Genomic DNA, 12,983 nt, shown 5'->3' with positions numbered 1-12,983 from the left:
CTTGGGTAAGACTTCGAAGCATTTCAGGCGCGGATTGAATGGGCCAGGGACAACAGACGAGCAGTGTGACGCCGCTCCGCGCCAAGAGCCGTGCCGTTTCCGTTGCGGCAATCGGCCTGCTGATCGCGCCCGCTGCTTTCGCTCAGCAGGTCACATCGCAGCAGCAATCGGCAGGCACGACGAATTCCCGCACAACCGCCGTCGCCGCTGCGCAAGTCGCCGGCGCCAACGACTCGGCTGATGTCGGTGACACAGGTGATGCCACGCCCCCAATCGCCAACGCCGCTGCCGGGAGTCGGGATGCAGACATCGCGGCTTCCCCTACTCCAACGCCACAGCCCGACGACGAGATTACCGGTTCGATCCTCGACGAGGACATGCGCAGGCTGAACACCCGCGAACCGCGCCTGGACGAAACGCCGGCGCGCAAGATGCTGGAAAGCGTCTCGACGGAGCAGACGCCCGGTATCCCCCTCGGCAGCTTTGTCCTGCGTCCGAGTGTCACTCAGACCATCAACAGAGAGATCACGAAGGACGGCGGCACGAAAAAGAGCCGCGGCTTCCTCGAAACCGACATGGGTGCGACGCTGACCTCCGACTGGAGCCGGCATCAGTTGACCGTCACCTCGGAGGGCGCCTGGCAGAAGAACATTAGCGGCGAGGGTGAAGAACAGCCCTCCTTCAAGATCGATGGCGATCTGCGGCTGGATCTGACGCGCGACACCGTCGGCCACATCATCGGCGGCTATAATTTCTATCGCGAGGATACGGATGATCCGGATGCGATCACCAATGCCGATCAGCAATCCGACGTGCAGGAGTTTACTGGCGGCGCTTCTATCGAGCACGACTTCGGCATCTTGCGCGGAACGGCCGCCGTTGCAGTCTCGCGCTCGATCTATTCCGACGCCAAGCTCTCGAACGGCACGACAGTCTCTATGAGCGATCGCAACCAGACGACAGGCACGGTGCGCGGCCGCATCGGCTATGAACTCTCCCCGGCACTCATTCCGTTCATCGAAGCGTCAGTCGGCAAAACCAATTACGATGAACGCACCGATTCTGCTGGATACCAGCGTTCCGGAGATAGCTACGGCGCCAAGGGCGGCGTGCAGGTCGATATGGGCGAAAAGCTCAGGGGCGAGGTTGCTGTCGGTTATGCAACGGCCGAATTCGATGACAGCCGCCTGCAATCGATCGATACGGCAACAGTCGATGCCAGCTTGCTCTGGTCGCCGATCCGTGGAACGAATGTCAATCTCGATCTTCAAACCAGCATCCAGCCGTCGACTGCGGCCGGAGAAAGCGGTTATGTCTCGCATCAGCTGACGACGACCGTCGATCACCAACTGCGCGACAATCTGGTAACGACAGTCATCGGCGGCGTAACGCTGCGGAACTATCCGAGCGGCAGCACAATAAGCGACGAGACGGTTTACACCGCCTCGACTGGTCTCACTTGGAACATCAATCGCTACCTCGACTTCACCAGCACGCTTGGCTACGAGCTGACAAGCCGTGAGGAAGGCGACGACTCGCAGCAATGGCGAGCCGGCGTCGGTCTCAAATTGAAGCGCTGAGAAACCTTACGTCAGGCGAGCGAGCAGGTTCTTGAAGCCGCCTTCGACGCTCGGACGGATATCCGCACGCTCAAGGGCGAAGGCAACGTTGGCCAGGATGAAACCATCCTTGGCGCCACAGTCGTAAGTCTCACCCTTGAAGTGGTAGCCTGCGAAATTCTGCTCCTTGAGCAGCTTCAGCATGCCGTCGGTGAGCTGGATCTCGTTGCCGGCGCCCCGCTCCTGGGTTTCCAGGATTTTGAAGATCTCCGGCTGCAGGATGTAACGGCCATTGATGAAGAAGTTGGAAGGAGCTGTGCCCTTGGCTGGCTTTTCGACCATGCCGGTGATGCGGAAGCCTTCGCCGATGGCTTCGCCAACGCCGACGATACCGTATTTATGTGCCTGATCGGGAGCGCATTCCTCAACGGCGACGATGTTGCCGCCACTGTGTTCGTAAAGATCGATCATACCCTTCATGCAGCCCTTCTGATCCTTCATGATCATGTCGGGCAGAAGCAGTGCGAAAGGCTCGTCGCCGACAATCTCGCGGGCGCACCATACGGCGTGGCCGAGGCCGAGCGGCTCCTGCTGACGGGTGAAGCTCACCGTGCCTGCCTTGGGAAGCTGTTGCTGCAGCAGGGTGATTTCCGCCTTCTTGGCGCGCTCCTTGAGCGTCTGCTCAAGTTCGAAATGAATATCGAAGTAATCTTCGATGACATGCTTATTGCGACCAGTAACAAAAACGAGGTGTTCAATGCCTGCTTCAAGTGCTTCGTCGACGACATACTGAATGATTGGTTTGTCGACGACAGTCAGCATTTCCTTCGGGACCGCTTTTGTAGCAGGAAGAAACCGCGTTCCCAGACCTGCGACCGGAAATACTGCCTTGCGTACTTTCTTATTCAGAGTCACACCGACCTCCTGTTTTGACTATACCGTTTTTAATGAAACGCTACATCGATTTGAACTAGTATAGAATTGCTACGGTTTTGCAAATGGTGACTGGACCGGCCGTCCATGGTAAAGAATTTGTTGACTCCGTTCCTGTAATTTCGGCGTAGGACGGACATGACGTACCGCCCAGGCTAAAACTGAAGATGACGGATACGACTGCCGATGACCCAGAAATACACAAACTCCCTTCGTGGTCTTGCTCTCGCCATCGTTGTCGCCACCGCGGCTGGATTGGCCCCCAATAACGCAAATGCGGATGCCCGGTTCCAGAACTGGATCGCGGACTTCTACCAGACTGCCGCACAGAGTGGCATCAGTAAGGCAACCTACCAGAAAGCCTTTTCTGGGGTAACCGAACCCGATCCGACCGTACTCGAAAAGGCAACCTATCAGCCTGAATTCACGTCGAAAATATGGGATTACGTGGATTCCCGCGTCAACCCCTACACTGTGGAAATCGGCCGCAAAATGGCCATCAAGCACGCCAAGACGCTCGACGCCATTCAGCGTCATTTCGGCGTAGACAAGTCGATTCTGCTCGCCATCTGGTCGATGGAATCAAACTACGGCGCAGTACTCGCTAAAGATGAGCGCCTTCACTACGTTCCGCGCGCACTCGCAACGCTTGCCTATGCCGATCCCAAACGCGCCAAATACGCCAAGAAGCAATTGATTGCAGCTTTGAAGATCCTGCAGAGCGGCGACGTGCCCGCCAAGGATTTAACCGGCTCCTGGGCTGGTGCCATGGGCCACACCCAGTTCATTCCGACCAGCTATCTTCTCTATGCGGTCGATGCGGATGGTAACGGCCATCGCGATATTTGGAATTCTGTGCCCGATGCACTGGCGACCTCTGCCAATCTTCTGATGAAGAATGGTTGGGACACGGGCAAGACCTGGGGCTATGAGGTCGTGGTCCCGGCATCTGCGGCAAAGCAGGTGGGCAAGACGTATACGCTTGCGCAGTGGGCAGCGCTTGGTCTGAAACGTCCGAGCGGCAAGCCTTTCAAGGATGGCGACACGCGCGCCATGCTGAAGATGCCGGCCGGCACGGATGGCCCGGGCTTCCTGATGACGGGCAACTTCTTCACCATCAAGAACTACAATGCCTCCGACAGCTATGCGCTCGCCGTCGGCCTGCTTGCTGACCAGATTTCAGGCTACGGCGGCATGCAACAGCGGTGGCCACGTCCAGAAGGCGCGCTCGACATCACCGAGAAGTTCGAGCTGCAGACACGTCTGAAGACGCTCGGCTATTATAGCGGCGATGTCGACGGCAATTTCGGGTCCGGCTCAAAGGCCGCAATCGCCGCAGTGCAAGAGCGTTTCGGCCTGCAGCCGGATGGTGAGCCATCGCTTTCGCTCCTCCACGCGCTGCGGCGCTAGAGGGCCCTGCGTCCCATCGCACGCACAAGGATGCTCTAACTCTTTGAATCTACGTATCAGGTCTTCCGAAAATCGATTCCGATTTTCTGCCGGATACTGTAGAAGCGGGAAAAGCGTGATCTAGATAATGATGTGGAGTGGACGGAAAGCCGCCGCCTATGCAAGATGCCCGGCGGATGCGGAACTGCCCTATGACGAAGAAAATTGACCGAACCCAATGGATTCGCAGGCTCACACTCGCCGCAGCCACGCTTAGCCTTTGCCTTGGTCCGATGGTACCGGCGCATTATGCCGAGGCGCAGGAGCTTCGTTATCAGCGCCGCTCCATCCTCGATTTCCTTCTCGGACGTCGTTACATCGACGAAGAGCCGCAGCCGGAAATGAGAGACCAGCCGAGACGGCAGCAACCGCGCCGACGCCCACCGGTAGCGCAGAAGGCTATCACCCCGACGCGCACCATGCCCGTGGCACCTGCTGAGCCCGTCGTTCAAAAACTGGATAGCGCCCAGAAAATCCTTGTTGTCGGCGACTTTCTCGCCGGTGGCCTGGGTGACGGCCTCACCGCCGCCTTCGAAACCTCCCCCGGTGTTGTGGTCGAAGCCCGCAGCAACGTGTCTTCCGGCCTCGTACGCGACGATTACTACAACTGGCCCGGCGAACTGCCGAAAATGATCGACGAGTTGAAGCCGGCAATGGTCGTCGTCATGATCGGCGCCAACGATCGCCAGCAGATGGTGACTGATGCCGGCAAGGAAAAATTCCGCACCGACGGCTGGTTTACCGAATATCAGCGCCGCGTGCTCGCCTTCGGCAAGGAGGTCACGAACCGCAAGATTCCGTTGCTTTGGGTTGGGCTTCCCGCCTTCGAGCCCGATTCGATGACGGCGGATGCCGTGCAGATGAACCAGCTCTATCGCAACCAGACGGAGAGCATTGGCGGCGAATTCGTCGATATCTGGGACGGCTTTGTGGATGAGAACGGTAAGTTCATCGTCACGGGCTCTGATATAAACGGCCAGCAGGTGCGCCTGCGCACGACTGACGGCATCAATCTGACGCAGGCCGGCCGCCGCAAACTCGCCTTCTATGTCGAAAAGCCGGCGCGCCGCATTCTCGGCACTCAGGCAAGCCCCGATCTCGTGCGCCTCGACTCCGGCAACCTGCCGGCACTGACGCTGCCCGCCAATCCGGTGGAGCATACGCAGCCGATCAGCCTCTCCGATCCCAATCTCGATGGCGGAGCGGAATTGCTTGGGGCGAATACAACCTCGCCCGCCACACTGACGAAATCACCACGTGATCTGTTGGTGGAACGAGGGGAGATGGCACCGGCACCGGCGGGCCGCATCGACGACTACCGTATGCCGATGCTCAAGACGACAGCTGATGTTTCCGTGAAATGAGAAAGGCCGGCTAGAGCGCCGCGCATCCAACCGGACGCATAGAGGGCGCTCTCCCCTCCTTCCATCTACGCACCACGCTTCGCAAAAACCGATTCCGGTTTTTTCGGGCCGATGTTGTCGTGTGGTCCTGCCTGGTTTCAGGCCTACTTAGCTGTCGTCTGTGGCCAGGTCAGGTAATAGAAGTCGGCGCCGATCTGGCCGAAATAGGCATTGCTGTTATCGACCTGATCCACATAACGATCGCCCTGCTTGATGAACGACGCATCATCGCCGCGCTTCAGATGGGCGTTGAGGAAATCGCTCCAGCCGCTGGCCTCGATATCGGTGCCCGGCTTGCTGTCGGTATCGGCTTCACCAGGGTTGTCGACATCCCAGGCGGTGATGGAAACACCTTGCGTCGGATCGGAGATCGTCAGCGTGCCGTTCTCGAGAGCGGCCAGCATGTCATGCGCCGTGCCATTCGTCCCTTCCTGCTGGGCCGCCTCTTCAAGCTGCTTCTTCAGCATGGCCATGAAGGAAGAACTCGTCACATCAGGATTGTCGCCCGATGTGTCGGTCGCCTCGTCGGTCTGGTCGTTCTGCGCCGAAAGCGTATCGAGCAGGCTTGCAAGCGCATTGTTGGAAAGCAGTGACGACGTGTCCGGATCCAGACCGTAGCTGCTGAGAATACTGGCAGCGCTGGAGGAATCGCCGGCACTCTGACTGCTGTCGTCATCAGAGCCGCGAAGGTTCTTCAGGGCATATTGGGCTGATATCAGCCGCGTACTGTCGATTGCGGAAACCATAGTTTGTCCTTTGCGATAGTCCGCAGCGGCCATGTCCCTTGCGCCGCGGCCAACGGTGAAACGCCTTACGACTGAACGGCGGGGCATGTCCGGCCAATCGCCACAGGCCGGTTGGGCCTGCATACACAAGGAGGCTGCCGTTCGGGAATTGCATGAGGCTTGCCTCAAGCACAGACGCGTCAAGCGGTCGCACCACGAAAAACTCCGCCGGAATACGGCGGAGTTCAACGTCTGGTTAATTATTCAAGTAGATCAGCGCGGTAGAACCGTCGAGCCCATCAGCGCCTCGTCGATGGCGCGAGCAGCCTGACGGCCTTCGCGAATTGCCCAGACGACCAGAGACTGGCCGCGGCGTACGTCGCCTGCCGTCCAGAGCTTGTCGACCGAGGTCTTGTAATCGCGATCGTTGGCGACAACGTTGGTCGAGCCGCGCTTGTCGACATTGAGCGTCAGCTTGCCCTCAAGTTCCTTCAGCACGCTGTCGTTGAACGGGCCGCTGAAACCGATGGCGATGAAGGCAAGATCGGCCTTGATGACGAATTCCGTTCCCGGAACTGGGCGACGGCGTTCATCGACTTCGCAACACTTCACACCGGTGAGCACGCCGTCTTCGCCGATGAATTCGAGCGTCGCAACCTGGAATTCGCGAACCGCGCCTTCGGCCTGAGAGGAGGAGGTACGCATCTTCGTTGCCCAGAACGGCCAGACGGCGAGCTTGTCTTCCTTTTCCGGCGGCTGCGGACGAATGTCGAGCTGCGTCACCTTGACGGCGCCCTGGCGGAAGGCCGTGCCGACGCAGTCCGACGCCGTATCACCGCCACCGACGACCACGATGTGCTTGGCGCCCGCAAGGATCGGATCCGACGGCCAGCCGGTGCTGTCGATATTCTCTCGGCCGACACGCTTGTTCTGCTGCACGAGGTAGGGCATCGCGTCATGAACACCGGCGAGACCGGTGCCCGGGATACCGGCTTCGCGCGGCGTCTCCGAACCACCGCAGTAAAGCACCGCATCATAGTCGGCCAGAAGCTGCTCGACCTTGACGTCGACGCCGACATTGACGCCGCAATGGAAGGTCACGCCTTCACCCTTCATCTGCTCGACGCGACGGTCGATGAAGTTCTTCTCCATCTTGAAGTCCGGAATGCCATAGCGCAGCAGACCACCCGGCTTCGTTTCGCGCTCGTAGACATGCACATCGTGGCCAGCGCGGCCGAGCTGCTGAGCGGCCGCCATGCCAGCGGGACCAGAGCCGATGATCGCAACCTTCTTGCCGGTATGGATCGTCGCCGGCTGCGGGCGGATGAAGCCCAGCTCGTAAGCTTTATCGGCAATCGCCTGCTCGACCGTCTTGATGGCGACCGGTGCATCTTCGAGGTTCAGCGTGCAGGCCTCCTCACAGGGAGCCGGGCAGACGCGGCCGGTGAATTCCGGGAAGTTGTTGGTCGAATGCAGGTTCTGAATCGCCGCTTCCCAGTTGTTGTTGTAGACGAGGTCGTTCCAGTCGGGAATCTGGTTATGCACCGGGCAGCCGGTCGGCCCATGGCAATAGGGGATGCCACAGTCCATGCAGCGAGCCGCCTGCTTCTGCACTTCCGGGTCCGACATCGGGATTGTGAATTCGCGGAAATGCCGGATGCGATCCGACGCCGGCTGATACTTCGCCACCTGCCGATCGATTTCCAGGAAACCTGTTACCTTACCCATATTTTCGTCCCTTACCCTCATGACCGCCTCGCCCGCGGCCAGTTGTCTGCTCAGCCTCGATCGTGGAGGCAGGTTGTTTGTTTTGACCGTCATTCGAACATATCCCTGATTTCCATCCGCGCGCTGGCGCAAGCTCCAAGCTTGCTGCTGATCGTCGCTGAGTCATTGAGATATTTCAGTCATCCGCCACGCGCTGTTGAGGCGTGGCGGATTGTTCGGTGCAATTACTCGGCAGCGATGCCCATCCGGCTGCGCTCCATTTCCTCAAGCGCACGGCGATATTCGACCGGCATGACCTTGCGGAATTTCGGGCGATAATCGGCCCAGTGCTCAAGGATCTCCTTGGCACGGGTAGAGCCCGTGTAGTGCAAGTGGTTGGAGATCAGCTGGTAGAGGCGCTCCTCGTCGTGGCGCGTCATGTCACCGGAGACGTCGACGCGTCCCTTGTGCATGAGGTCGCCGCCGTGATGATGCAGCTTCTCCAGCATGTCGTCTTCTTCCGGCACCGGCTCGAGCTCGACCATGGCCATGTTGCAGCGGCTGGCGAAATCACCAGCCTCGTCGAGAACATAGGCCACGCCGCCGGACATACCGGCCGCAAAGTTGCGACCCGTTCCGCCAAGCACAACAACCACGCCGCCCGTCATATATTCGCAGCCATGGTCGCCCACGCCTTCGACAACGGCGATGGCGCCGGAGTTGCGAACCGCGAAGCGCTCGCCCGCAACACCGCGGAAATAGCACTCGCCTTCGGTCGCACCGTAGAGCACCGTATTGCCGACGATGATCGAGTTCTCAGCAACGATCTTCGAGTTCTCCGGCGGACGGATAATGATCTTGCCGCCGGAAAGACCCTTGCCGACATAGTCGTTGCCGTCGCCAATCAGGTTGAAGGTGACGCCACGGGCCAGGAACGCGCCGAAGCTCTGGCCGGCCGTACCTTTCAGGGTGACGTTGATCGTGTCTTCCTTCAGGCCGCGATGGTTGTAGCGCTTGGCCACTTCGCCGGACAGCATGGCACCGGCGGAGCGGTCGACGTTCTTGATATCAACCTCGAAGGCAACGGGCGTCTTCGACGCCAGGGCCGGTTCGGCAGCTGCAATCATCTTGCGGTCGAGAATGTCGTCGATCGGGTGCTTCTGGCGCGTCGTCCAGTAGGTCTCTTCCTTCGGTGCATCGACCTTGTGGAAGATCTTTGCGAAGTCGAGCCCCTTGGCTTTCCAGTGCGCCAGCATCTCATCCTTCTCCAGCAGTTCCGAAGCACCAATGATGTCATCGAGCCTGGTGAAGCCGAGGGAGGCGAGAATCTCGCGCACTTCGTTGGCGACGAAGAAGAAGTAATTGATGACGTGCTCGGGCGTGCCCTTGAAACGCTTGCGCAGCACCGGATCCTGCGTCGCAACACCGACCGGACAGGTATTGAGGTGGCACTTGCGCATCATCACGCAGCCGGCAGCAATCAGCGGAGCCGTTGCGAAGCCGAACTCGTCTGCACCGAGCAGCGCGCCGATGACGACGTCGCGGCCGGTCTTCAGACCACCGTCGACCTGCAATGCGACACGCGAGCGCAGACCGTTCAACACCAGCGTCTGCTGGGTTTCGGCAAGGCCGATTTCCCAAGGACTTCCCGCATGCTTCAACGAGGTGAGCGGCGAAGCGCCGGTACCGCCGTCAAAACCGGCAACCGTGATGTGGTCGGCGCGCGCCTTGGCAACACCGGCGGCAACCGTGCCGACGCCGACTTCCGAGACGAGCTTGACCGAAACATCAGAGGTCGGGTTGACGTTCTTCAGGTCGTAGATCAGCTGCGCCAGATCTTCGATCGAATAGATGTCATGGTGCGGCGGCGGCGAAATCAGGCCGACGCCCGGCGTCGAGTGACGGGTCTTGGCGACAACGGCATCGACCTTATGGCCCGGCAGCTGACCGCCTTCACCGGGCTTGGCGCCCTGCGCGACCTTGATCTGGAGCACGTCAGCATTGACGAGATATTCCGTCGTCACACCGAAGCGGCCGGATGCGATCTGCTTGATGGCAGAACGCTCAGGGTTCGACGAACCATCCTGAAGCGGCATGTAGCGGTCGCTCTCCTCGCCGCCTTCGCCAGTGTTCGACTTGCCGCCGATCCGGTTCATGGCGATTGCCAGCGTCGTATGCGCCTCGCGGCTGATCGAACCGAAGGACATGGCGCCTGTGGAGAAACGCTTGACGATATCGATCGCCGGCTCGACGCTATCGAGCGGCACAGGCTTGCGGCCGAGAGCGTCAGCACTCTTGATCTTGAAGAGGCCGCGGATCGTGTTCATGCGCAGTGCCGACGTGTTCACCATATCTGCGAATTCGCGGTAGCGATCCTCGGCATTGCCGCGTACCGCGTGCTGCAGGGCAGCCACGGCATCCGGTGTCCAGGCATGGCTTTCGCCACGCATACGGTAGGCATATTCGCCGCCGATATCGAGCGTGCTGGCGAGGATCGGGTCGCGGCCGAAGGCTGATTTATGACGAGCGACCGTCTCGCGGGCGATCTCTTCCAGACCGACACCTTCGATGGTCGTCGCCGTGCCGAAGAAATACTTGTCGACGAATTCCGACTGCAGGCCGATCGCATCGAAAATCTGCGCGCCGCAATAGGACTGATAGGTCGAAATGCCCATCTTGGACATGACCTTCAGAATGCCCTTACCGACAGCCTTGATATAGCGATAGACGACTTCGTTGGCGTCGACCTCCTTCGGGAATTCGCCCTTGGCATGCATGTCGAGCAACGTGTCGAAGGCGAGATAGGGGTTGATCGCTTCGGCGCCGTAACCAGCCAGCAGGCAGAAGTGATGAACTTCGCGCGGCTCGCCGGTTTCGACGACGAGACCGACCGAGGTGCGTAGCCCCTTGCGGATCAGGTGATGGTGCACGGCAGCGGTTGCAAGCAGCGCAGGAATCGCGATGCGGTCAGGCCCGATTTGGCGATCGGACAGCACGATGATGTTATAGCCGCCCTTGACCGCGGCTTCCGCGCGCTCGCAGAGACGGTCGAGCATTTCTGGCATGCCTTCGGCGCCACGCTCCACATCATAGGTGAAGTCGAGCGTCTTGGTGTCGAAGCGGTCTTCCGTATGGCCGATCGAGCGGATCTTTTCGAGATCGCCATTGGTCAGGATCGGCTGACGCACTTCGAGCCGCTTGGCGTTCGCCATGCCTTCATGGTCGAGGATATTGGGACGCGGGCCGATGAACGAGACGAGGCTCATGACGAGCTCTTCTCGGATCGGATCGATCGGCGGGTTCGTCACCTGCGCGAAGTTCTGCTTGAAATAGGTATAAAGCAGCTTCGACTTCTCGGACATGGCCGAAATCGGCGTATCGGTGCCCATCGAGCCGATCGCTTCCTGGCCCGTCGTCGCCATCGGCGACATCAGGATCTTGGTGTCTTCGGTTGTGTAGCCGAAGGCCTGCTGGCGATCGAGCAGCGAAACGTCGCGGCGAAGCGCGCGCGGCTCGACCGGCTTCAGCTCTTCGAGGATGAGCTGCGTGCGGTTCAGCCAGCTGCGATAGGGATGGGCGTTGGCAAGCTGCGCCTTCACTTCATCGTCAGAGATGATGCGGCCTTCTTCCATGTCGATCAGCAGCATCTTACCCGGCTGCAGGCGCCACTTCTGAATGATGTTTTCTTCCGCGACCGGCAGCGTACCGGCTTCCGACGCAAGGATGACGCGGTCGTCATTGGTGACAAGGTAACGGGCCGGACGCAGGCCGTTGCGGTCGAGCGTCGCACCGATCTGCTTGCCGTCGGTGAAGGCGACCGCAGCCGGTCCGTCCCACGGCTCCATCAGAGCGGCATGATATTCGTAGAATGCCTTGCGCTCCGGCGACATGGACTGGTTGCCAGCCCATGCCTCGGGGATCAGCATCATAACGGCATGTGAGAGCGAATAGCCGCCGCGCAGAAGGAATTCGAGCGCGTTGTCGAAGCAGGCCGTGTCCGACTGACCTTCATAGGAAATCGGCCAGAGCTTGGAGATATCCTCGCCGAAGAGCGGAGACGAAACCGAAGCCTGACGCGCCGCCATCCAGTTGACGTTGCCCCGCAACGTGTTGATTTCGCCGTTATGGGCGACCATGCGATACGGGTGCGCGAGCTTCCAGGACGGGAAGGTATTGGTAGAGAAACGCTGGTGCACGAGAGCGACCGCGCTTTCGAAGCGCGGGTCCGACAAATCCTTATAATAGGCGCCGACCTGATAAGCCAGGAACATGCCCTTGTAGACGACCGTCGTGCTGGACAGCGACACCGGATAGAAGTTGCTCTCCTCGCCGTCGAACTCATCATAGATGCGGTTGGAGATCACCTTGCGGACTGTGAAAAGCCGGCGCTCGAATTCGTCATTCGTCGCAGCATCTTTGCCGGCTCCGATGAAGATCTGCACATGATGCGGCTCGGTCGCGGCAATTGCCGGCGCCTTTGACAGAGATGAATTATCGACCGGCACATCGCGGAAGCCGAGGAAAACCTGGCCTTCTTCAGTGATGACGTCCTTGATCACCTTCTTGAAGTGCTCGATCTGCTTTTCATCGCGCGGCATGAAGATATGGCCGACACCGTATTCACCAGCCTTCGGCAGGGTAATGCCCTGCTTGGCCATTTCCTCTCGGAAGAAGCTGTCGGGAATCTGCACGAGAATGCCCGCACCGTCACCCATCAGCGGATCGGCGCCGACGGCACCGCGATGCGTCAGGTTTTCGAGAATGAAGAGACCGTCCTTGACGATCTGATGCGACTTCTGACCCTTCATATGTGCGACGAAACCGACGCCGCAGGCGTCATGTTCATTGCGCGGATCGTAAAGCCCCTGTTTTTTCGGCATGCCGGAGGCAAATTTACGCGTATTGGCCGTTGCACGCACGTTTGCTGCTGCGAACTGGTCAATACCCGTGGATGGCGTCATCTTCGTCATCGTCTTCCTCCTGTCGAAGCCCGCAGGGCCTGCGGGCGGCTTTTGGGTCGCACCCCGCACCCTTAAAGATAGGTGCGGCGCATGACAGCGCTGTTGCATTGTGAAGATCCGGTCGCTGACGCCTGCTTTTCAAGGAAAGCAAACCGTCGCGTTCCGCGCCTGCCATTCGCCTTCGCGCGCCGCCATGTGAAGGCTCGGCACTCGAAGGAACTATAGCGTGAAAGCCGCTCTGCGCTA

7 protein-coding genes are annotated in these 12,983 nt (G+C 59.6%); 3 read left to right on the top strand and 4 right to left on the bottom strand.

Translation table 11 applies throughout. From position 1 onward, the window contains the following. The first annotated feature begins 38 nt into the window (after positions 1-38). A complete protein-coding gene (locus FHX08_RS28590) occupies positions 39-1,580 on the top strand; it encodes an outer membrane beta-barrel protein (protein ID WP_184328085.1) in 1,542 nt (513 codons plus the stop codon). A 6-nt stretch (positions 1,581-1,586) separates the two neighbouring features. Here FHX08_RS28590 and galU read toward each other — a convergent pair whose 3' ends face one another. Beyond that, entirely contained in the window at positions 1,587-2,474 is an 888-nt protein-coding gene (gene galU, locus FHX08_RS28585) for a UTP--glucose-1-phosphate uridylyltransferase GalU (RefSeq protein ID WP_132657020.1), read from the bottom strand. Positions 2,475-2,678: 204 nt separating this feature from the next. Here galU and FHX08_RS28580 point away from each other — a divergent pair, with 204 nt between their 5' ends. After that, entirely contained in the window at positions 2,679-3,902 is a 1,224-nt protein-coding gene (locus tag FHX08_RS28580; protein ID WP_132657021.1) for a lytic murein transglycosylase, read from the top strand. A 191-nt stretch (positions 3,903-4,093) separates the two neighbouring features. Further along, positions 4,094-5,305, top strand: a complete 1,212-nt coding sequence (locus FHX08_RS28575) for an SGNH family hydrolase (protein ID WP_132657022.1) — start codon at positions 4,094-4,096, stop codon at positions 5,303-5,305. Positions 5,306-5,448: 143 nt separating this feature from the next. Here the strand turns inward: FHX08_RS28575 and FHX08_RS28570 are convergent, their stop codons facing one another. From FHX08_RS28570 to gltB, 3 genes are all read right to left on the bottom strand, one after another. Beyond that, positions 5,449-6,090: a hypothetical protein gene (locus FHX08_RS28570; RefSeq protein WP_132657023.1), complete on the bottom strand. Its 642-nt coding sequence runs from the start codon at positions 6,088-6,090 to the stop codon at positions 5,449-5,451. 252 nt (positions 6,091-6,342) lie between these two features. Continuing rightward, a complete protein-coding gene (locus FHX08_RS28565; RefSeq protein WP_132657024.1) occupies positions 6,343-7,797 on the bottom strand; it encodes a glutamate synthase subunit beta in 1,455 nt (484 codons plus the stop codon). Between the two features lie 224 nt (positions 7,798-8,021). Next, entirely contained in the window at positions 8,022-12,746 is a 4,725-nt protein-coding gene (gene gltB / locus FHX08_RS28560) for a glutamate synthase large subunit (protein ID WP_132657025.1), read from the bottom strand. Positions 12,747-12,983 lie beyond the last annotated feature (237 nt).

This window comes from Rhizobium sp. BK529 (genome assembly GCF_014194105.1).
Taxonomy (GTDB): Bacteria; Pseudomonadota; Alphaproteobacteria; order Rhizobiales; family Rhizobiaceae; genus Rhizobium.
Note: the sequence above shows the minus strand (reverse complement) of the source record. Positions and strands in the feature narration are given on the sequence as shown.